Source organism: Ascidiaceihabitans sp. (genome assembly GCF_039986515.1).
Lineage (GTDB): Bacteria > Pseudomonadota > Alphaproteobacteria > Rhodobacterales > Rhodobacteraceae > Ascidiaceihabitans.
Genome location: NZ_JBDWQO010000019.1, coordinates 231,646 through 252,963 on the forward strand (window position 1 = coordinate 231,646; position 21,318 = coordinate 252,963).

General features: G+C 55.7%; 16 protein-coding genes. 5 read left to right on the plus strand and 11 right to left on the minus strand.

What is annotated here, in order from left to right:
• Positions 1-66 precede the first annotated feature (66 nt).
• The 3 genes from ABJL60_RS20000 to ABJL60_RS20010 are packed head-to-tail and all read left to right on the plus strand — an operon-like array spanning position 67 to position 3,779.
• Positions 67-864 carry a TRAP transporter small permease subunit gene (locus ABJL60_RS20000; RefSeq protein ID WP_348374120.1) on the plus strand — a complete coding sequence of 266 codons (798 nt, stop codon included), beginning with the start codon at positions 67-69 and terminating at the stop codon, positions 862-864.
• Positions 865-869: 5 nt separating this feature from the next.
• On the plus strand, positions 870-2,315 hold the full coding sequence (locus tag ABJL60_RS20005; protein WP_348285836.1) for a TRAP transporter large permease subunit: 1,446 nt from the start codon (positions 870-872) through the stop codon (positions 2,313-2,315).
• Positions 2,316-2,324: 9 nt separating this feature from the next.
• Positions 2,325-3,779 carry an aldehyde dehydrogenase family protein gene (locus tag ABJL60_RS20010; protein ID WP_348374121.1) on the plus strand — a complete coding sequence of 485 codons (1,455 nt, stop codon included), beginning with the start codon at positions 2,325-2,327 and terminating at the stop codon, positions 3,777-3,779.
• Here the strand turns inward: ABJL60_RS20010 and ABJL60_RS20015 are convergent.
• From ABJL60_RS20015 to ABJL60_RS20060, 10 genes are all read right to left on the minus strand, one after another.
• Positions 3,776-4,720: an SUMF1/EgtB/PvdO family nonheme iron enzyme gene (locus ABJL60_RS20015; RefSeq protein WP_348374122.1), complete on the minus strand. Its 945-nt coding sequence runs from the start codon at positions 4,718-4,720 to the stop codon at positions 3,776-3,778. The genes ABJL60_RS20010 and ABJL60_RS20015 overlap by 4 nt on opposite strands.
• Positions 4,717-6,546, minus strand: coding sequence for a hypothetical protein (locus ABJL60_RS20020; RefSeq protein ID WP_348285833.1), 1,830 nt, complete (start codon positions 6,544-6,546; stop codon positions 4,717-4,719). The genes ABJL60_RS20015 and ABJL60_RS20020 overlap by 4 nt, the downstream gene beginning before the upstream one ends.
• A complete protein-coding gene (locus ABJL60_RS20025; RefSeq protein ID WP_348374123.1) occupies positions 6,543-7,511 on the minus strand; it encodes a DUF4123 domain-containing protein in 969 nt (322 codons plus the stop codon). The genes ABJL60_RS20020 and ABJL60_RS20025 overlap by 4 nt, the downstream gene beginning before the upstream one ends.
• Positions 7,512-7,626: 115 nt before the next feature.
• Positions 7,627-8,724, minus strand: a complete 1,098-nt coding sequence (locus ABJL60_RS20030; protein ID WP_348374145.1) for an NAD(P)/FAD-dependent oxidoreductase — start codon at positions 8,722-8,724, stop codon at positions 7,627-7,629.
• Between the two features lies 1 nt (position 8,725).
• Positions 8,726-10,591, minus strand: a complete 1,866-nt coding sequence (locus ABJL60_RS20035) for a LodA/GoxA family CTQ-dependent oxidase (RefSeq protein WP_348374124.1) — start codon at positions 10,589-10,591, stop codon at positions 8,726-8,728.
• Positions 10,592-10,661: 70 nt separating this feature from the next.
• Positions 10,662-11,438, minus strand: coding sequence for a glutathione S-transferase C-terminal domain-containing protein (locus ABJL60_RS20040; protein WP_348285830.1), 777 nt, complete (start codon positions 11,436-11,438; stop codon positions 10,662-10,664).
• Complete coding sequence (locus tag ABJL60_RS20045; protein WP_348374125.1) at positions 11,435-12,778, minus strand: cytochrome P450; 1,344 nt, start codon at positions 12,776-12,778, stop codon at positions 11,435-11,437. Before ABJL60_RS20045 ends, ABJL60_RS20040 begins: the two co-directional genes overlap by 4 nt.
• Positions 12,779-12,806: 28 nt before the next feature.
• A complete protein-coding gene (locus tag ABJL60_RS20050) occupies positions 12,807-14,549 on the minus strand; it encodes a peroxidase (protein ID WP_348374126.1) in 1,743 nt (580 codons plus the stop codon).
• 10 nt (positions 14,550-14,559) lie between these two features.
• Complete coding sequence (locus ABJL60_RS20055; RefSeq protein WP_348285827.1) at positions 14,560-15,579, minus strand: hypothetical protein; 1,020 nt, start codon at positions 15,577-15,579, stop codon at positions 14,560-14,562.
• Positions 15,580-15,583: 4 nt separating this feature from the next.
• On the minus strand, positions 15,584-16,261 hold the full coding sequence (locus ABJL60_RS20060) for a hypothetical protein (protein WP_348374127.1): 678 nt from the start codon (positions 16,259-16,261) through the stop codon (positions 15,584-15,586).
• 354 nt (positions 16,262-16,615) lie between these two features.
• Between ABJL60_RS20060 and ABJL60_RS20065 the strand changes: the two genes are divergently transcribed.
• Together ABJL60_RS20065 and ABJL60_RS20070 are read left to right on the plus strand one after the other, a co-directional pair.
• Positions 16,616-17,647, plus strand: coding sequence for a TRAP transporter substrate-binding protein (locus tag ABJL60_RS20065; protein ID WP_348374128.1), 1,032 nt, complete (start codon positions 16,616-16,618; stop codon positions 17,645-17,647).
• A gap of 59 nt (positions 17,648-17,706) precedes the next feature.
• Entirely contained in the window at positions 17,707-18,987 is a 1,281-nt protein-coding gene (locus ABJL60_RS20070) for a flavin-dependent oxidoreductase (protein WP_348374129.1), read from the plus strand.
• Between the two features lie 53 nt (positions 18,988-19,040).
• Here the strand turns inward: ABJL60_RS20070 and katG are convergent, their stop codons facing one another.
• Positions 19,041-21,239, minus strand: coding sequence for a catalase/peroxidase HPI (gene katG / locus ABJL60_RS20075; RefSeq protein ID WP_348318582.1), 2,199 nt, complete (start codon positions 21,237-21,239; stop codon positions 19,041-19,043).
• Positions 21,240-21,318 lie beyond the last annotated feature (79 nt).

Below are 21,318 nucleotides of genomic sequence, written 5' to 3' on the forward strand. Positions count from 1 at the left end.
CTTTCGGGTGCCGCCTTTTGAACAAAAAAAGACCCGTCGCCACTGGCCGGTTTGAGGAGTGAGAGCATGACACAGAAAACAGACCCCCAAGAAGAGCTAACAGTTGATGCCGTCTTGGCCATCAGCGATCCCGGCGAGGTCGACCGCGACCAGCACGGTGTCTTTGATCGTTTGATGATCAATGTGGGCAACGTGGTGGCCTGGGCGTTTCCACTTTTGATGTTGGCCATCGTCTCTCAGGTCGTTTTGCGCGGCAACGGCTTCAACCAAGCCTGGTTGGACGACGCCCAATGGTGGATCTACGGCTTTGCCATGCTGACCGCCTTTGGCTATGCGATCACAACATCCAGCCACGTGCGGGTTGATATTTTCCACGAACATTACACCCCCGAAAAGAAGGCCCGCATCGAAGTCTTTGCACTTGGATGGTTGTTGATGCCGTTTCTGGGCATCATGTTCGATACGCTGTTCCACTACGCCATCGCGTCGATCGTCGCAGGTGAAGGGTCGGACAGCCCCAACGGCCTGCACCGACTGTATTTGTTGAAAGCCTCCCTGCCCCTATTGTTTGGCGTGTGCATTTTGGCGGCCTACGCGGTCATGATCCGCAATTTGCGCGTCATCAAACCCGTCAATCTGTGCACTGTGATCGTGGGTATGTTGCCTATGGCGATCTTCGTCGCGTGGCGCGTCGTGGTTTATGTCATGTACTGGTTTGTCTATCTCACAAACGCCGACATCAAGCCGCGTCGTATCTTGCGCGAACCGATGTTCGAGTACGCACTTTGGGTCGCTATCGTCTTGCTGGCGGTGCTTTATCTTGTCGGATTTATCCGCAATCGTTCTGTTCAGGCTAAGGGTTAAATCACATGCAGCTGTTGTCCCTTATCGACTTTCTGACCCTGAACGAATGGTTCGTTCTGATCATTTTCCTGACGTTCATTGCCATGCTGTTTCGGGGCATCCCCGTGGCTTACGCGTTGGTCGGTGTGTCCCTGATCTTTATCGTGCTGGCCATTTTTGTGCTGGACCCAAACAAAACCGGTATCCGCGAATATATCGAATATGACGACACACGCATCAGCTACAAAAAGATGGGGGCCGCAGCGGGTCGATTCTTTGGCGGGGTTATCAAAAACCCTGTTCTGGTCGCTTTGCCGATGTTCATTTTCATGGGGCTTATGTTGGATCAATCCGGCGTTGCCCAGCGCATGATGCGGTCGATGCAGGTGCTGTTTGGCGCGTTGCGCGGCGGGTTGGCCCTGTCGGTGATGCTGATCGGTATCATTCTGGCGGCATCTACCGGTGTGATCGGCGCGTCCGTTGTGTTGCTGGGGGTCATGGGCCTGCCCGCGATGATGGAACAAAACTATTCCAAATCCATCGCCACAGGCACCATCGCCGCATCCGGTACGCTTGGCATTTTGATCCCGCCATCCATCATGCTGGTGATTATGTCGGATCAGCTGTCCATCAGCTTGGGCGATTTGTTTATGGGGGCGCTGTTCCCAGGCCTATTGCTTGGCGCACTCTATATCACCTTCATCGTGATTTACGGCGTGCTGCGACCGTCCGCGATGCCAGTGCCTGAAAACCGTGAACCCGTGACAGGTAAAGTGATTGCCGAGGTCGCCTTGTCCGTGATGCCGCCGATGGCACTGATTTTGGTGGTTTTGGGGTCGATCTTTTTCGGGTTCGCCACCCCAACCGAAGCCTCGGGCCTGGGCGCATTAGGCGCAATGGTGTTGGCGATTTTGAACCGCAAACTGACCTACACCGTGTTTCGCGACGTGATGCGCCAGACGCTGAACACCTCAGGCTACATCGTTGGTATTTTCATCGCTGCCAACTTCTTTGCCTATGTGTTGCGGCTGTATGGTGGGGACGAAACGATCAAACACATGATCGCGGGGTCTTTCGACAACCCGTATATGATCGTGATCTTTATTCTGTTTATCGTCTTTCTACTCGGCTTCCTGCTGGATTGGATCGAAATCACCTTGATCATCATGCCACTGGTGTTGCCAGTTGTTCTGGGCCTTGATCTGGCTGTGGATGGCTTTGGTGTTGTGGATGATCCGCAGATCGTGTGGTTTGCTATTCTGGTGGCGGTCACTTTGCAGACGTCGTTCCTGACGCCACCTGTTGGGTTTGCACTGTTTTATCTGAAAGGTGTGTGCCCCCCCGGCGTCACGCTGGGGCATATCTACAAAGGCGTGATCCCCTTCGTGCTGTTGCAGTTGTTTGGCTTGTTTATCGTGTTTGAATTTCCTTGGCTGGTGACATGGTTGCCAGCGGTGGCCTACGCGAACTAAGGTCGCGCCATGACAGTCAAACCTATGAACATCGGCCCCACGCTGTGCTTTATCGGCGGCGCGTGGGGCCCCTCACGCAGCGGCCAGACGTTGCCTTTGATCAACCCGTCCGATGGCGCAGCCCTTTGCAACATCGCGCGGGGGTCAGCCGAAGATATCGATGCAGCCGTTCAAGCCGCGCAAACGGCGCTTGACGGTACATGGGGCAGACTGCCAGCCTTTGAACGGGGCCGCGTTCTGGCGCGGATCGGGGAAGAGGTTCTGAAAAACATCGACCATCTCACACAGTTGGAATCGATGGATGTTGGCAAGCCCTTGACCCAAGCGCGCAACGATGTGGTGGCTTTGGCCCGCTACATGGAATTCTATGCGGGTGCTGCCGACAAAATCCACGGCGAGACCATCCCGTTTCAGGACGGTTACACCGTTTACACCCTCCGCGAACCACATGGCGTGACAGGACATATCGTGCCGTGGAACTATCCCATGCAGATCATCGGGCGCTCTGTCGGGGCGGCTTTGGCGATGGGCAATGCTTGCGTTCTGAAACCCGCCGAAGAAGCCTGCTTAACGGCGCTGGCGTTTGCACAAATTTGCAAGGACGCCGGACTGCCTGACGGGGCGTTGAACGTGGTGCCGGGTCTTGGGGCTGAGGCAGGTGCCGCATTGACCGCGCACAAAGGCGTGCATCACATGTCCTTCACGGGCTCTGTGGGTGTTGGTAAAATCATCCAAGAAACCTCTGCCGCCAACGCAGTCCCTGTCACGTTGGAACTGGGGGGCAAATCCCCGCAACTGGTGTTTGACGATGCCGATTTGGATGCGGCTCTGCCGTTTTTGGTCAATGCGGGGCTGCAAAACGCAGGCCAAACCTGTTCCGCCTCCTCGCGCATTCTGGTGCAACGCGGTGTCTACGATGCCGTCGTCCAGCGCATGGGAGACACCTATAAGGCGCTGAGCGTCGGTCCGGCATCAGATGATCTGAACGTAGGCCCGCTGATTTCAAACCGCCAAAAGGACGTCGTGGACGGGTACATCGCCAAGGGCCATGACTTGCGGCTTGTCGCCCAAGCGTCCATTGCATCCAACGCCCCTGAAGGCGGCGCTTATGTGGCCCCGACCCTATTCGCAGATGTCCCGCCGGATCATGTGCTTGCGCAGGAAGAAATATTCGGCCCTGTTCAGGTGATTATCCCTTTCGACACCGAAGACGATGCTGTGCGTATCGCGAATGGCACGGACTTTGGGTTGGTCGCATCTGTTTGGACCCTATCGGGTGCGCGTCAAATGCGGTTGGCCAAACGGCTTCGCGCAGGTCAAGTGTTCTTGAACAACTACGGCGCCGCGGGTGGCGTTGAGCTGCCCTTTGGCGGCGTCGGCCTATCGGGTCACGGACGCGAAAAAGGGTTTGAGGCACTTTACGGCTTTTCCACCCTGAAAACCGTGGCCGCCCTACACGGCTAAAACGGCCAGACGTAAATCGTTGGAAAGCCAATCGCGTCCAGATCGGGCGCTGTGCCAAATCCGCTTTGTGCAGGGGCCTGTGTCACGTCCGCGACGCAGCGTGCCGTCGCGTTGAACAAATACAATGTGTCGGTTTTGATGGCGCCGTATCGGGCCGCGTTGTCAGACAAAGTTACGGTGTCGGCCGTCTTTGCAAACCCTTCAATCACCGCGCGGCTTGGGATCGTTTCATAGGCTGCGCTGGACACGTTGCTGCCGCCCTTGGCGATCCGCACGCGGCCCATGTCACCGACCCATTCATACAAACCGTCTGCCATATTGTAGAACCCCATAGGGCTTGGCCCAAACACGCCGCGTGTGGCTGGATTGTTGCCTATGACCGTATCATGGGTGTTTTTGCCTTCCAGAAACTGACCGTTGTCTGTGGCATAGGGCGGTGTGCCACCGCGGGCGCGGGCCGCGAATTCCCATTCGTTTTCTGTGGGCAGACGCATGTTCAAACCGGCAACATCCCCCAGCCAGTCGCAGAAATCCCGCGCTTCTGACCATGTCATTTCCGCTGCAACACCTGCTGTCCCACGTGAGGTTTGGGGCGACTTATACTGCTCGGGCCGTCCTGTGGCCGCAAGAAACATGTCAAAGTCTGCGTTGTCCGCTTCATGGGCCTGCAAATAATACGAAGGCAGCGTGACATCCGTGCTTGTCTGGCTTTGGGACGCATCGCGCACCGGCAGGTCAATCCGGCTACCATCCGGCTTTTGCCATGTCACACTGTAGGTGCCGTTTCGAAAATCCCCGCCTTGCACAAAGACCAGCTCTGCAAGGGTGCGGGTTTTCAAAGCCTCCACGGCACGGCCCTGCATCAACCCCGGCAAAGCAACGGCCCCGATAGCTGCTGCAACCAAAGCTGCCGCCCCTGCGATGATAATACCACGCGTCATGCGATGGTCTGCACGCGCACAGGCGATCCTGCATAAAGCGTTGTGGGCGGCAGGCTATTGATGGCCGCGATCAAAGTCGTGAATTTACGCTGCGATCCGCCGTCCATGATGTAGTTCAGACGTGCCAATCCTGCAGAGGCTGAAGACTTGCTGCCTGCCGGAGTGATGCGTTCCACGATTTTATCCCACTCCGCTTTGGATTGCACTGTGCCGACAACCGTCAGAATGGCCGCTTCTTGATGTTCTTCGAACGAGAAGGTGTAGGTTTCCGACAGGCGGTACAAGATGGCGCCTTTTGCTTCTGGTGGCGCAAAAATCAAAGCACTTGGGCGGGCTTTGATCTTTTTCGCATAGTCTTCCGCTGCTTGCGGTTCCGAGAACAGTTTGGCGGTTGAAGACAACACTTCGCTGACCGCAAAGGCACCAAGACGGGCCAGATCAACGCCTTTTTCGATGGCGTATAAAACGGCTGCAATGACAAAGTTGAACGCCCCTTCGTCGATAAATTCCAGATAGCTAAAATCGTTATCTTTCAGCTGGTTGTACAAATACATGATGAATTCGTACATCTTGTCGAACCCAATGGTGCCCGATAGGCTGCCTTTGGCCCCAAGCCCCACAACCAATTGCGCCTTACATTTGAAGATCAATTTGCCACCGTCATAAGTGATCTTGAAATCGATCTGTGCGCCAACGCCGAAATTGCCCGCCAATGACGCACCGACTTCGATGATCGCACCCCATTCCTTGTTGGTGACGGGCTGCCCGTCCACGATCAAACCGGGGTTCAGCCATTCCAGCGCCCCTTTGACGCTGCCGCCCGCTTCTACCCCTGCAAAAGCCCCAAGTGCGGCTTCGCCTTTAACGCCAGCCATTGAGGGTTTGGCCAAGATAGAGCCATCGGGTTCGGCCTTGTATTCTACCCCTGCCGTGGCAAAGATGCTGGCCCCCAACATGGCATGGGTTGCAAAGGTAAAGTGGCCACGGAAATAGCCGAAATTCAGTTCTTTTTGGCGCCCGTCTTCTGATGCTTGTGGTGCGCCATACGGGATCAGCGCATGCCAGCCATCGCGGTGTGGGGCATAGTAATTAAAGGTCGCTTTGGCCTCGGCCAGAATGGCGCGTGCCTCTGCGTGGCCCGACATGCCAGCGCTTTTCTTTTTCGGGTTGTAGCCCAGGTTCACACCAAACCCTGCATAGGCCCGCAAAAGCTGTGCGCCTGCCGACAGATCAAACGTTGGCTCGGCATGGGAATAGGTCATGCTTTCGTTGACCGCATCAATCCACTTCGCCCAGCTTTCGTCAAAAAGCTCCAGAATACCCGCGCTGACGCTGCCCTTGGCGATTTGGTTGCGGAAGGTGATGCCGCCTTGCAGGTCGTCCTTGACCTTATTGCCGACCTCTTTGAAGGCCTCTACCAGACGCGACTTGGGCAGCTGATCCCCCGAAGGCTGCAACATGTCCTTGCCGATGCGGTAGCGGCGCCAGTGGTTGGCCATCTTGTCGCTGCGCACCCGCGTCCAGCGTTTGCCTTTCAGCGAATACATCTGCACCAGATGCTTGTCGGGCAGATGCACACCGGGTTTGACGTAGCTGTCGAGGGTTTTGGCCAAGGCTGCTTGCGCTTGAACGATCAATTCAACGTCTTCTGTGTTGTTGGCTTGATCCAGATCCCCGAAAAGCCCGTCCATTTCACGGATTTCGGCATTCACACCAAGCAGCTCATCCCCCGCAAACAACAACACGTCGCTGTCGCCAACGGCAGCGTCTCCGCAAGACGGCACGTAAAACAGTTCAAAATCGCCACACTCAACGCAAACACTCATTGTACTAAGTCCTCAAGGCCGTAATGGGCGGCCAACCGGTGGTTCAGGTACCCCAACGAATGGTCACCGCTGCGCACCGCATCCCAATAGGGTTGCAACGCACCCTCAGGCACGCGCCGCAACAGGTCGTGGGTCTTGATGACGGTGGGTTCGTTGTCATAGCCCGTCATCAGGATTTTGTAATAGGTGTCTGCACGCGCTTCGCGATCTGCCAGATCAGCGCCTGTTTTTACCGCCAAAGCCCGCGCCTGAATAAGATTGCGCATGTGGCGCAGATTATTACGCCGTGCTTTGTCCAGTTTGGGGCGTGCATGCAAGCCTTGTGCGTTTTGCGCCGTCACAGTGGGGGCCCTGACGCTGATTGCATCCCACTTTCCATCTTCCAGCGAGGGCAAAAGATACGTCAGTTCCAGAACATGCGAAAAGAATGTCGCGATTTCGGCGTCACTGGACACCGCCAGGAACGCATCCAGATATCCCGGTTCCTGCATGCGAAATACCATCCGCACCCCGCCTTCATCCGGCAGCACAGTGTAGTGGCGCAGATGGCCGCGCAAAGCTGCGATGTCCGCATGGCTGCGCAGCAAAATACCCCCCCCATGCACCAACATATGGAAGGGATTGTCGTCGTCCGCGTCGAACGAGAAAAACTGCCGCGTGATGTCGCTGTCTGCTGTCAAACGCACCAGCCAAGGGGCAACCTGTTGTGTATCGTCATCGAAATCATCAAAGTCATACAAGCAAACGTGATCCAGTTCGGCCTGACCCAAACGATCCAAAAGAAACGGAATTTTGCCCGCATCAAGCAATGCATACAGAAACTGGGGCGCACTGCCTTTGGGAACATCAGGAAAAAGCCGCGTCTGCAGGCACTCGGGCACAAACACGCGCTCTTCACCAAACTCAGGGTCCGTCAGCGGGGTCACCCCTGCATCGACGTGATAATCCAACATTTTTTGTGTCATTTTCGCAATCTATAGCTGTGATCCGGCCAGTCCACTTATATCTAACCGTGCCACACTGTTTACGGCAGTTGCAACCGACGATGGTCTAAAAACCTCTGAACCCACCAGAACCCGTTCATCCCTGCCGCCGCTTCCAGAACGGGGCGTCCTGCCAACGTCGTTCTGTTCTATAAAACAGATCCAGATGCCCACGGTACGTCGCGGCGATATCCTGAAGATGCGCCGCGTACACGGCAAAATCCATACCAGTTTTGTTTTGCAGGGCCGCATCAATTTCAGCAGCCGCGGCCAACCCGGTGTAAAGCGATTGGAACACACCGCGCGATGACAACGGATCCAACGCCAGCGCTGCGTCCCCGACCGCCAGCCACCCCTTACCCGCAGGAACAGGCAAAAGGGACGTGTTGGCGGCGGAAATACGGGGGTGGGCACTGTCATTTGCACAAGTTTGCGCCAAGGCTGCGCCAACAACCGCGTTTCGCCGTGCGGCTTCGACAAACCCGTCACTGCGACGCAGGTTTTCTGTCACAAGATCGGAGTCCGTGTGCAAGGACACAACGCGTCCGTCGCGCACAGGGGCAGTGTACCACCATCCTGTCGCACAGCTGGCAATCGTCGACACACCTTTGTGCAGCAGGCTTTTATGTAGCGGGCGCGTTGCAGCATTCGGCAACCGCATCCAGACCGCCACGGTTTTACTTAGAACCACAGGGCGCTGGCCGATCATACGCGCAATCGAGGCTTTGCGTCCGGTCGCATCCACCACAATTCTTGCATGGATCCGGGCGCCCGACACACAGCCCAACCCCCAACCTGCCGCGTCCCTTTCGCAACTTGAAACAGCTTGAGACGTCAAAACCGAAGCACCGCGATTGCCCGCGACATCACGTAGGGTTCTTTCAAAGTCAGCGCGGTCCAAATGCCATCCCGGACCGTCAGGGTCCCGAATGAAATCGGTGTTTTCCAACTGGTCGCTGCCCCACACCGATTGGTTGCCAAGATACGCAGGGTAGCCGCGTGCCTCAATCGCCTCCAACAGCCCCATATCCCGCAACAGGCGCCGTGCCCCCGGGATTAGGCTTTCACCAATGCGCGGCGCAGGCTGGCTTTGTTTTTCAACGATCACCACAGAATATCGAGACGCCAGAAGACATGCCAATGCGGACCCCGCAGGGCCCGCACCAACAATCGCGATATCGCAATCGTGCCTCAGACTATCTGCCTTTCACGGGCAACCGTTGGACTTTGTCGATATGCGAAAGATCCGAGTGCCCTTGCGGTGCAGCGCCTTTTGCCATCGCCATCAAACGCGTCTTTTGTGGTTGATCAGACACTTGGATCGTGGCCGGAAAGGCATCACTGCTGCCTTCGGGGCCCGGGTGTACTTCGACAATGCCCATCTGATCGAAGTGGTGGATCATATGGTTGATCTGATGTTGATAATATTTGTCAGGCCCCAACGGCTCCAGCCAGTCGGCGCGGTTTGTGAAGGCTGCAATGCGATCTTGCATGGATGCAGACGTGTCGGTGATCACACCATACGCTTCGGTGCTGACCACTTCGTTGGGGACCCGTGCGGGCCAGAACGTAGGCACATAGGGGTCGTAGGCTTTGGTATATCCTGACCGGCAAGATGCAGTATCTGTCTGCCAGGGCACAGCCATCCATCGTGTGATAGAGCCCGGCGATTGGCCCCCGTTGACAGGCCCGCCCGGTGCATCCCAAATTGGCGTCAATTCCTGACCATAATCCGGTTCCGCCCCGTCTCGTGTCTTAAGGCGAAACGCGCTGGCGTACATACCGGCTTGCCGCATCGGCCAAGTCATTTCGCAACCGGGGTGAAACGCGTCGGCCAAACAAAACTCCATCGCCGCACGCGTCAGCATGTCGGGCTGGTCTGCCACCGGCACAGCGTCAATGGATGCAGGTGGGCAGGCGTTCGGATCGTAGTCGGCGATGAAATCGCCCTCGACCCATTGCGCAAGAAAACCCATCTGCAAATCCGACAGCGTGGTATGTTGGCGCGGCGTGTCTGCTGGTGGCACATTCATCGCATCACCATACAGCCAAGGCCACGGCACGGGCGATTTGCTGTCGCGATCAAACACACGGAAATTGTTGTAAAGCACACGCCGCGTTTCTGCGCCTGTGTCCGTGGCATCATTCAATCGTGCCAACCATTCAGGCGACGAAAAGTCGAAAGGCCCCTCAAAGCCAAAGGCCGCAGCGAAGCCCGCATTGACCCATTGCAATTCGGTCATCCGTTCAAAAATCGGGCGAATGTCGTCTTGGAACGATGGTTTCGCAGGGCGATCCAGCATCTTAGCACTGACGGCTGTGTCGCGCATCAAGTCCCACATCGTCCGCACCGATTTGATCTGCGGGCCATAATTTGGCGGCGCACAAATGACCCACGCGGGGGCCACATCCAACTGGACGCCGTCCAGTGTCACCGTCGCGGTCACAGGCCCGTCCGATGTATCGTCATACCAACCTTCGTTGTTGGCAAATGTGATCGCGGGGCTGTCATCGTTGGAGGCTGATTTGCCATGCCCGCCAAGCACGATCAGTCGTCCGGCGTCATCGGTATGCAGTTCCCCCAGATAGACCCGTTGGCCAAAGCAGGTGCCATCGTCAAACTTGGTGCTGTCCCCCTTGTGGTTCGTGCCTGAAACCGATTGCGGGGAAGGCGCAATTGTCAGGCTGTCGCGGTCGGCCACTGCAAGATTGCGTTTGACACTGGGGTCGGCCTGCGCGGCTTCGGGCACATCTTGTGCCAGTTGAAATTCGTACCAGCTGGACTTTTGGTTGGCCAAGGCGACCTGCCATTCGATGTCAGCAGTATCGGCCGTCAACTCGGCCACGGCCTGCCCGGCTGCGTTCAATCCATAGATGCGAAATCGTGCAGCTTCACGTTTAATGCGGCCGCTGTCATCGCGGTAGCTGCCCGGTGGCAAGGGGGCCGGTTCGTTCACCTCGGGTCCGATGTAGTATTCGGACGGGCTGTTGCCCACCCGGCACACACCGATGGGGGGATAGATGGCCGCAGATACGATTGTGGTGTCCTGGACGTCAGTCAATGTCACTCTCCCTTAGAACTCATTCGATAAAATTAGGTGACGGAAATCCGCCAAGTCGTTGAAAAATAGTTTAAACCTGCAGTAATTGCGCAGGTCTGTGCAGGTCATACATACGTTGAATATAAAGCCCCGTGGGCCGTTGGCGCAGTTCAGCATAAACTTTTTGCATGAACACGGGACACAAAGCGTGGTTGGGCAACATCCCGTGATACCCTTGCGCCAAAATCATCGGCCCTAAACATGCAGCGGTGATCAGATCAGCATATGTCAGCCTATCACCGTACATAAAGGTACGTCCATCAGCCAACAGCGCGTCGATTTTGTCAAAACCTTCATAGATGGTTTTCAACGCTTCATCGGCCACGGCCTGATCCAGTTCCAACCCCTTGTACATGGCCCAACGGATCAGCGGAAACGCGACACGAAGTGTCAATTTCTCGTACCACGGCACCGAGGTCGTCACCGAAGACCAGACGACCGACTTGTATTTCAACAAGTTCCAATAAGACCAATTGACCACAGCCCCGCCGACAATGTTGCCTGCGTAATTTGCCATCTCAAGCACTTTTGCCTGTCCAGCCTCATCATCAGGCATCAAGCGCTTTTCTTCCGGCATTTGCGGATCTAGATGCAGCGTGATGCCTTTCGATCCATAGGCCGCGACTTTGCCGTCAACCACCAGCCCGGGGTATTGATCTTTGGTCAGCCCCCAGGATTTCAACGCCAAGACATGAAATATCGGGGCGTGGGGACGCTCTGTGTAGGCGTAGTCATAATGGGCCAGCACCCAACGGGATGTATCGACGCCTGAAGACGGCAACAGTGTGATCAGAAGTGGTTTGCTCATGTGTCAAACTCCACGTGGAAATGTTGCGGATGTGGCGTGCCACCGCCATCGATCTGGCCAGCAGCCCCCGCTGCACGGCGCAGGTTTTTCTGCGCCAGAAGGGGTTTCAGAATTGCCGGAATAACGGCGGCATTGATCGCGGCCCCGAAACAATTGTGCATGCCGTATCCCCAGATGATATAATCCTCGAACGGGCGATCGGTGCGGAACTGGTTTGGCGTGGGAATGTCATAGCGGTCGAATTGCGCAGATGCGGTGCCCGCAAAAACAATCTGGCCTTTTTTGATGGTGCGCTGGCGCAGGGTTGAACGCCCAACAACGGCGTCCCGTGTGGCACGGCGGTAAATGACAGGGTTGTGCGGATTGAACCGCAACGCTTCCCAGATGTGCATCGCAAGCAGGGCATCATCGCCCGCAAGCGCCGCTTTGTGGGCTGTGGCCAGTGCATCGGGACGGTTCAGCAATTCGTCCAGCGCAAGGCAGCACGCCTTGGAAATGGTCGGGATCGCCCCGATCAGAATACCCAGCATATTGTTGCGAATGCCAAGGTCGCTCATCCCCGGTGTGTCCGCGCTTTGCAAGGCAAGGCAGCGGTTCAGGATGTCTTCGGCATCTGTTGGGTTGGCTTTGCGATCCTGGATCAACGTATCGAGGTAACTGCGCAACGCGCCTGCGAATTTCATCGCTTTGGCATCCAGCTCAGGGTCCGCAGGCAGGTCTTCAAACAAGTACCAAAACAAGTCGGTCGTCCATTCCTGCATCGCTTCACGTTCGCCGCCTGCACCGAAATAGGTCGCAGTCATGTCCCAAGGCACTTCAAGCGTTAGCGCAGGGACAATGTCGATCTTGCCACCCGAGGCCTTGACGATGTCGCCGGCCCGTTCAGTGGCACGCGGCAGTACAATATTGGGCACATCGTCCATCCGCGCGGCAAGTCGCATCGCGGATGTATCACGCGTGTAGTCCCACCCCGGTTGCATCCCCAGAAAGAAGTTTTCCCCTTCGGTCAGCTTGCGCATACGGGTGCCATACACCACCTCGAAATCATCGTTGCGGTTCAGCACATCCAGCACATCGACGCGGCGCGACACCACGGCGGTGCCCGTGTTGTCATAGGCTTTCATCAGCACTTTGTTCAGCGTGAAATTGGGCACAAAGGCCCGCAGGATTGCAAAGACCCTGCGTTGGGCCGCAGCCGACGTGGCAAACGCTGCGATGCCACCCGCCATGGCGGCTTTCGCCCCGTTCAGGATCAACCAGCCCAACGCCAAAAAGGCTTCGAGCACGACTTGAATAATCCGAAACGCTGTTGTGAAGACGTTCGTGAATACTGCGACCATGGCTGGTCTCCTTTAAATTTGAGACCGGTTAAGTCGGATCGACGATGCCCATGCCAAGCATCCGAAGTGCCGTCATGGAGGGGATGAAAAAGTAGTCCCCACCGCGACATTCCACAAACGTCTTCAGCTTGCTCATCACATAGGGTGGTTTGCCAGTCATCGGACAAGACGGGATTGTGTGCCGCTTGTGGTGATCGTGGTTGCCCAACAGGGGATCGGTGTTGTTGCCTTGATGAAAATCAAGCCCGTATTGGATCCATTGCTGTTGCACAAATTCGAACTGCCGGAACAAGCTGGTGCCCAAAAGCATCATGGCCACGCCCTGTTCGGTGTCGTCGTCTTTGCTGTCAAAATTCGGCGGGCCATACGGCAGACCGCGCCGCAACACACGGCGGCGTTTGTTCAGCGCGGTGCTGGCATCCGGATTTTCAGGCTGCGTGCCATCCGCGTCCACCCCGAATTTGTTCATCGGGTCCATGTAGTCGCGGGTGTTCACACGCCGCATATGCGCACCCACTGGGCATTTCAGCCCGGCCATATCATCGGCATAGCGAAAATCGGACGCTTCCGGGGATTTGATGTATTTGATCTGGTTCATATAGGCGTCAAAGGGCGATACCGCGTCTTCTTTGCTGACTTTTCCCGCATCAATGTCTTTTTGAGGCGTAGGCACAAAGTTCATTTTGGCGCGGAACGCTTGCCACTCTGCGTAAGTCGGCACCACAGACAAGGGCACCCCGTCGGTCCAGCGACCACACATTTTGGCAAGCAGGGTCTCGCGGCCTTCGTCCTCATCCACGTCCATGACTTTGCAATACTGCGCAACTTCCGCGTCCACGACGTCCCAGAAGGTGCCGACGTTTTCGTGCAATTTGCGGTACGCCATGTAAGTGCCGTTGTGCATAAATTCGGCGGGGCGCGACGTCGGCGGCAATTCCTGGCTTTCGTCGGGATGGCCCAAAATGAACTCGCCGGTTGCTAAAGGTTCCCAACCGTTGCCCATCATTTTACCGCGTCCGATCACAGCGGTCTTCATTTGCGCGTCGTTGTATTGGCCTTCGAATACCGGATCACCAATGCCATCCGTGAAGCCAAAGTGTTCTTTGGGCGATGGCACTTTCAGCCCGCCAAAGTCTTCAAAAACAGCGGAAGCTTCCTGACATTCGCCCGGTCCGGTCTGGCTGTTGCCTTCCATCAGGCGGACACCATTGCCAAGCAGGGCTTTGATCTGGTTCACACGGTGCTCCAGCTCGGGCACAGGCTGCACGGTGCCGGGCACGCATTGCGCGTTCAAGGACAGCCAGATGTGCACGTCGTCTTTGCCCCCTGCCCCCGGAACGCGGTTTTTCTGCCAGATTGGATCCCAGTGGGCGCACCAGTTGTCTTTGGCCGCTTCCTCTTCCGTTAGCGTTTGGTCACGATCGCCCAAGACAAAGGCACGCGCCTTCATGCCTTCGGCAAACACATCCGGCATGCCTTGCAAGGTGCGCACAGGCAATTCCAGCGCCCAAAGACCAAGAAACGTAAACGCCATGTTGGTTGTGACTTTGGGTTTGTAATTGACCCCCGGCACATGGTCTTCGCCTTTTGCAGGCTCGGGTGCCCAGCGCTCGGCCGTGGTGACCAGTTTGCGCACTTCATCAATGAATTTCCGACCAGCCGCAGCGTTGTCGATGTGGAAAAAGTAATAGCGGGCAAAGGGAAAGGAAAAGCGGCCATAAGCGCGTGTGACATTGCCTTGAATGTCGTTCAAATTCAGTTCGCGGGTCATAATTGTGCCCTCAAGCGTTTATAATGTTGTCGGGACGGGACGATGAAATCACGCCCGGTTTTTGCATCGGGCCTGTGCGGTCGTCGGGCCTGTGTTCAGCCATAAATGCGCCAAATGCAGCATGCAGATCCGCGTCGGACGCGCCTTGGTGTTCCACCACAAAATCGGCAAATTTTTGTTGAATATAAATGGACTTCAACACGGACGGCAGATCATCAAATTCGGCAGGTGCCAGCGGTTTGGCCCCGTTGCGTATGGTGTAGCCGATCGCCAGTTTGGCGGCGATAAACGCCAAGACAAGCGCAATAATGCTTGTCCAGAACGTCGCCATGCCCATCACACTGCCCACGCCGACAAGCCACAAGACCAACGCAAGCACCCCAACAAGGGCCGGGATCGCCACAACCGCCAAAAGCGGCTTTGTGGGCAAAGTGTGAAAATCCGGCAGCTTCATGTAATAGTCATGAAACGGCATCGTCGTTTCGACGTGGCATTTTTCGAGATAATCAGCAAAGCCATCACCCGTCGAAATCCCGTCAAAGCCCACGCAGTTGCGATAAATTTCGACGATTTCCTCTTCCATGCTGTCCCAGATTTCCAACGCATAGGCACGCCGGACGGCTTTTTGCTGCTTGGGCGACAAATCGGTGGGCAATGGATCACCGTCTTTGGTGATCGCGTCGATGTCAGCGTTAAACACCAGATACGAACAGTTCAAACGGTCAACAGGTTGCGGAATGATCGTGTTGGTTTTTTGGATCGTTTCTTTCAAGGCGTTTTCACCGATGCGCCCATTGTAGATCACATCGTCGATGACAAACATGCGTACAAAATGGTTGCGCAAGTTGCGTGCAAAGGGGCTGTTGTACTTCGCGCGCTCTGTCGCGGGGGATTGACGTGCGGTCGGCAATTCGGCCAGCGCAATCCGCACGCGTTGGTCGTATGACGTGCTGTCGGGATCCAAAGGCGTGCCGGTTTTGATGGGTGCAAGTGTGGTCAGAAAAACGTGACCTGTGTCGAGATCTGCCATGGGTTCAAGCCTTCTTTTTACGCAACAAGTGGAACTGTTTCTGCGCGGCATTCACATAGGCCGTACGGTTCACATCGGCGCGTTCCGTATCAAGGCTGGCCACGGGGCCAAAGCCCGGATCGCCAAGGTCGTCCTGCACCTGCAAAATGGCGGTTTTGTAAGCACGCGCAAAGTCTTCTGCACTGGTGTTTGCGTGATCGCCCGACAGCGCCAGAACCTGCTGGTACACTTGAATGGCAGACTTTACGTCGCGCTGCGCGGACCCCGGCGTGGCGTTGTAGTAGTAGTCGTTGGAAAGCTGGTTGTAGGTGATGTACTCCTTGAACGGGGTCACAGGGATAGAACCCGGATACTTCGTTGCCGAGTACCAAAACAGGTTCAGCCCGTTTGGAATACCGTCCGAAAACGCATCAATATATTGGTCCCACGTGCCGTTAAAATTGGAACAAAACAGCATGTAGTCGTTGTTCAAATTTTGCTTACCCTGCCCCAGATCAGGCCAGTCTTCGGGTTTGATAATGACCCAACGCGCGAAATGGATGATCGACAGTCCCAACAGGCCCATCAGATTTGCAGGCAACCCTCGTGCCGCCATAAAGACCAGACGGTTAAGCCATGTTTTCGTAGGTTTGCTTGGCGTCACGATATTCATCGCATACGCTTTGCCGGCAATATTCGACATTGTGCCCTCTCAAAAAATTTGCTGCCAATTGTAAACGGCATGGTCGGTAAAATAATTTCCCTTAGGGAAGGCGATCAGAGGGGGTGAGTCAATGGAAAAATTCGCGTCATAAGGGCAATGCAGAGTTGCATCCCAAATTGCGAGGCAGTGTAACTAAGAAACAGGTCAGATGAAAGTTTCCAAAATCACATTTAAAACAAATACTTATACATCTCATAATCATTTGAACACCGCCATTTTCATCAACGCGTAATATACCGTTTCAAATCCCCTGTTTCACACCGAACCTCGCGCTTTGAATTGACAGTGCCACAAACTGTTCGCACTCTGATCAGCGAACCGGGGAGACAACACATGAAAAAACGCGCTTTTTTGACCGCTTTGGCGACCGCAGTTTTTGCCGCTTTGCCTATTGGCGCATTCGCCCAAGACGTCACCTTGCGACTGCACCAGTTCCTACCGGCACCCGCAACTGTTCCGAAGCTTGTGTTGAAACCCTGGGCGGATGATCTGGCCCAAAAGTCAGACGGGCGTTTGAAAATCGAACATTTTGACGGCATGGCCCTGGGTGGCCGCCCCCCCGAATTGATGGATCAGGCCGTTGACGGTGTGGCCGATATTATCATGACCGTCGTCGGCTACACTCCGGGCCGTTTCCCCAAAACAGAAGTGTTCGAATTGCCCTTTATGATGACTGATCCTATCGCCACATCGATGGCGTTCATGGACATGGTTGAAACCGATCTTCAAGCGGAAGAATACAAGGACGTCAAAGTGTTAGGCGCCTGGGTTCATGGGCCTGGGGTCATTCACACCCGCACCGGGGTCAGCGCTTTGGAAGATATGTCAGGCAAAAAACTGCGCGGCCCAACCCGTGTGATTGTCGATATGTTGAAAGAGCTGGGGGCGACGCCAGTGGGGATGCCCTTGCCCGCTATTCCCGAGGCCTTGTCCAAGGGTGCAATCGACGGCACCGTCATCCCATGGGAGGTCTCGCCCGCCATCAAACTAAGCGAGCTTGTCACAAAACACACAGAGTTTTCGGGGGACGAGGCACTCTATACAGCCACAATTGTGATGGTCATGAACAAAGACGCATATGCAGCAATGCCTGACGATTTGCGCGCTATTCTGGACGCAGAAACCGGCATGAAATTGTCAGCGTTTGCATCGCAGATCATGGAAGATCGCGACGCGCCGGGTCGGGCCATTGCGCAAAACCTTGGAAACGACATCACCCTTTTGGACGCCACTGAAGTCGCCCGCTGGAAAGCCGCTGCACAGCCTGTGATCCAACGCTGGATCCGTGAAATGGATGACAAAGGTTTTGATGGCGCAGCATTGATCGAGCAGGCCAAAGCGTTGATCAAGAAACACGGCGGTTGACCACATCTGTAAATGCAGGTGAAGACACAAGCCAACGCAAGCAATTGGGATGCAGTGGAATGACGGTGTTAATTGCGGGGGGTGGCATCTCTGGTCTGGCACTTGCCCTGTCTTGCCATCAGGCCAACATCCCGTTTCAGGTCTTTGAAGCAACCCCAATGCTAAATCCATTGGGCGTCGGGATTAACTTGCAACCTTCGGCCGTTCGCGAACTATACGCGCTTGGGGTGCAGGATCAGCTGGACGACGTCGGCATACAAACGCGTGACTTTGGGATGTACACCAAACGCGGATTGCACATCTGGACTGAAGCACGCGGCCTGCATGCGGGATACCACTGGCCGCAATATTCGGTGCACCGTGGCAAGTTCCACATGATGCTCTACAATGAGGTTCTGCGCCGTGCAGGACCGGATGCGGTGCGCACCGGCTGGAAGGCCACAGGATTTGACACACAAGACGATCGCGTGATTTTGCATCTGGTGGATGGGCAAATGCACACACAAAGCGTTGAAGGGTCCGTGTTAATCGGGGCCGATGGCATCCACTCTGCTTTGCGCAAACAAATTGCCCCATTCGAAGGCGCACCCTGCTGGGAAGGGGCTGTTTTGTACCGCGGCACAACACTGGCAAAAGCACCTTTAAGCGGTGCTTCAATGGCGTTGATCGGCCATGCCTCGCGCAGGTTTGTCACCTATCCTATTTCCCAAGCAGACCCTGAAACGGGCCTATCGACCATCAACTGGATCGCAGAACTGAATTTTGGCACCGATACGGCCTTCGACAAAGGCAACTATGCGCAGAATGTGCCGCTGGAAAAATTTGCGCATCATTTCAAAGACTTCAAATTCGACTGGCTGGACTGCCCGTCATTGATCGCAGGGGCAGAAGAGGTTTTTGAATATCCGATGGTTGACCGCGATCCTCTTGATCGCTGGACCCATGGGCGCATGACACTGATGGGGGATGCCGCGCATGCAGCTTATCCCGTTGGATCAAACGGCGCAGGCGCGGGCATTATTGATGCACGCAAACTGGTCGCGGCATTCTTGAAACATGGTCTTTCGACTACAGCCTTGCAGACTTTCGAAGACGAAATGCGCCCTTTGACCAACCGCATGGTGCTGACCAATCGCGGGGCTGGGCCGGACGAGATTTTGAACACTGTCGAAGACCGGTGTGACGGGTATTTCGAGCATATCCACGACGTTATTTCGGAAGAGGAAATGGCGCAACATGCTGCTTTCTACAAACGTATCGCAGGCACTGGAATTTCAGACACAAACGAACGGCCTGATATCGTGCCAGAAGGCGCACAGTTTACGCAACAGAGCTTGTAACGAAAAACGGCGCCCCGTATGGGACGCCGATTTCCAGTTCATTGATGCAGCGTTTACGCCAGGTCGAAACGGTCTGCGTTCATCACTTTGACCCATGCCTCGACAAAGTCGTTCACAAAACGCCCTTTTGCGTCCTGCGCGGCATATACCTCGGACACGGCGCGCAAGATTGAATTCGATCCGAAGACCAAATCCACACGTGTGCCTGTCCACTTCTTGTCGCCTGTCGCGCGGTCTGTGCCCTCGAACAAGTCTTCGTCTTCGGACACGGGTGCCCAGACAGTGCCCATGTCCAACAAATTCACAAAGAAATCGTTGGTCAATGCACCCGGAGTGTCAGTGAACACACCATGGGATGAGCCGTCAAAGTTGGCATCCATAGCGCGCATACCGCCCATCAGAACTGTCATTTCTGGCGCTGTCAAAGTCAGCAACTGGGCGCGATCCACCATCAGCTCTTCCGCAGAGATGTTGAATTTCGCTTTTGTATAGTTGCGGAACGCATCGGCTTGTGGCTCCAACATGGACACCGATTGCTCGTCTGTCATGTCCGCTGTTGCGTCTCCGCGACCGGATGCGAAGGGAACCGTCACATCGTGACCCGCCGCTTTGGCCGCTGTTTCCACACCGACGTTGCCCGCCAGCACGATCAAATCTGCCAGTGAAACCGACCCGTGATCTGCTTGGATTGCTTCAAGCGTGGACATCACCTTGTTCAGCTGATCGGGGTTGTTCACCTCCCAGCCGTTCTGAGGTGCAAGACGGATACGCGCGCCATTGGCACCGCCGCGCTTGTCCGAACCGCGGAATGTCACCGCAGCACCCCAAGCCGTTGTCACCATTTCCTGCACCGTCAGGTCTGACGCGGCAATCTTGGCTTTCAGGGCATCAATATCCGCATCCGACAATGTTGTGCCTTGTGGGATGGGATCCTGCCAAATCAACACTTCTTCCGGAACGTCTGGTCCCAAATACAGATCGCGTGGCCCCATGTCGCGGTGTGTCAGCTTGTACCATGCACGTGCATAAGCGTCCGCAAATTCATCGGGGTTGGCGTGGAAACGTCGCGCGATTTTTTCATAGGCGGGGTCCATGCGCATGGCCATGTCCGCTGTCGTCATCATCAACGGAACGGTTTCTGCAGACCCATCAACCTGTGGCGCGTGGTCGTCAGCCTCAAGACCTTTTGCGTGCCAAATGTGCGCGCCGGCTGGGGATTTCGTCAATTCCCAGTCATAGCCGAACAACACATCGAAGTACCCCATGTCCCATTGGATCGGGTTGGCTGTCCAAGGACCTTCAACGCCAGAGGTGATTGCATCGACACCACGGCCTGATTTATGTGTGCTGGTCCAGCCCAGACCCTGCGCCGCAAGACCTTCGCCTTCAGGCTCAACGCCAACAAGGTTCGCATCCCCTGCACCATGCGCTTTGCCAAAGGTGTGACCACCCGCAACCAACGCCACTGTTTCTTCGTCGTTCATGGCCATACGCGCAAAGGTTTCGCGGATGTCATGGGCAGACAGATTTGGATCAGGGTTGCCATCCGGGCCTTCGGGATTGACGTAGATCAGACCCATCTGCACAGCGGCCAGCGGGTTTTCCAGCTCGCGTTCGCCTTGATATCGTGATCCTTCGCCGCCCGACGCGGCAAGCCATTCGGCCTCTGCGCCCCAGTATACATCTTCTTCAGGTTCCCACACATCCGCACGACCGCCTGCAAACCCGAAGGTTTTAAAGCCCATGGTTTCCATGGCGATGTTGCCCGTTAGAACCATCAAGTCAGCCCAAGACAAAGACGCACCGTATTTTTGTTTGATGGGCCATAGCAAACGACGCGCTTTGTCGAGGTTGCCATTGTCTGGCCAGCTGTTCAGCGGCGCAAAGCGCTGTTGGCCAGCCCCTGCCCCACCGCGCCCGTCCGCCGTCCGGTATGTCCCGGCAGAGTGCCACGCCATGCGCACAAAAAATGGTCCGTAGTGACCGTAGTCGGCAGGCCACCAATCTTGGCTGTCTGTCATCAAAGCTGTCAAATCAGCTTTTACAGCTTCCAAATCCAGGCTTTTGAAGGCTTCGGCATAGTCAAAATCGTCACCCATCGGGTTGGACAGATTGGACTGCTGATGCAAAATTTTCATGTTCAACTGGTTTGGCCACCAGTCACGGTTCGAGCGCACTTTGTTGCTTGTCGGGTTGATCGCGTGGTGCATTACGGGGCAGCCGCCGCCTGTTGGGATGTCGTTTCCGTCCATGATGTCTCTCCGGTGTAATTTTCGTGGCTCTGGCCGCAGTGCGACTCGGGGTCATGCGTCCTTGCCGCAGGTGTACCAA

What these genes read in the sequence shown, in the direction of transcription:
- ABJL60_RS20000 (WP_348374120.1), top strand. Translation starts at nt 67, where the DNA reads ATGACACAGAAAACAGACCCCCAAGAAGAGCTAACAGTTGATGCCGTC.
- ABJL60_RS20005 (WP_348285836.1), top strand. Translation starts at nt 870, where the DNA reads ATGCAGCTGTTGTCCCTTATCGACTTTCTGACCCTGAACGAATGGTTC.
- ABJL60_RS20010 (WP_348374121.1), top strand. Translation starts at nt 2,325, where the DNA reads ATGACAGTCAAACCTATGAACATCGGCCCCACGCTGTGCTTTATCGGC.
- ABJL60_RS20015 (WP_348374122.1), bottom strand. Translation starts at nt 4,720, where the DNA reads ATGACGCGTGGTATTATCATCGCAGGGGCGGCAGCTTTGGTTGCAGCA.
- ABJL60_RS20020 (WP_348285833.1), bottom strand. Translation starts at nt 6,546, where the DNA reads ATGAGTGTTTGCGTTGAGTGTGGCGATTTTGAACTGTTTTACGTGCCG.
- ABJL60_RS20025 (WP_348374123.1), bottom strand. Translation starts at nt 7,511, where the DNA reads ATGACACAAAAAATGTTGGATTATCACGTCGATGCAGGGGTGACCCCG.
- ABJL60_RS20040 (WP_348285830.1), bottom strand. Translation starts at nt 11,438, where the DNA reads ATGAGCAAACCACTTCTGATCACACTGTTGCCGTCTTCAGGCGTCGAT.
- ABJL60_RS20045 (WP_348374125.1), bottom strand. Translation starts at nt 12,778, where the DNA reads ATGGTCGCAGTATTCACGAACGTCTTCACAACAGCGTTTCGGATTATT.
- ABJL60_RS20050 (WP_348374126.1), bottom strand. Translation starts at nt 14,549, where the DNA reads ATGACCCGCGAACTGAATTTGAACGACATTCAAGGCAATGTCACACGC.
- ABJL60_RS20055 (WP_348285827.1), bottom strand. Translation starts at nt 15,579, where the DNA reads ATGGCAGATCTCGACACAGGTCACGTTTTTCTGACCACACTTGCACCC.
- ABJL60_RS20060 (WP_348374127.1), bottom strand. Translation starts at nt 16,261, where the DNA reads ATGTCGAATATTGCCGGCAAAGCGTATGCGATGAATATCGTGACGCCA.
- ABJL60_RS20065 (WP_348374128.1), top strand. Translation starts at nt 16,616, where the DNA reads ATGAAAAAACGCGCTTTTTTGACCGCTTTGGCGACCGCAGTTTTTGCC.
- ABJL60_RS20070 (WP_348374129.1), top strand. Translation starts at nt 17,707, where the DNA reads ATGACGGTGTTAATTGCGGGGGGTGGCATCTCTGGTCTGGCACTTGCC.
- katG (WP_348318582.1), bottom strand. Translation starts at nt 21,239, where the DNA reads ATGGACGGAAACGACATCCCAACAGGCGGCGGCTGCCCCGTAATGCAC.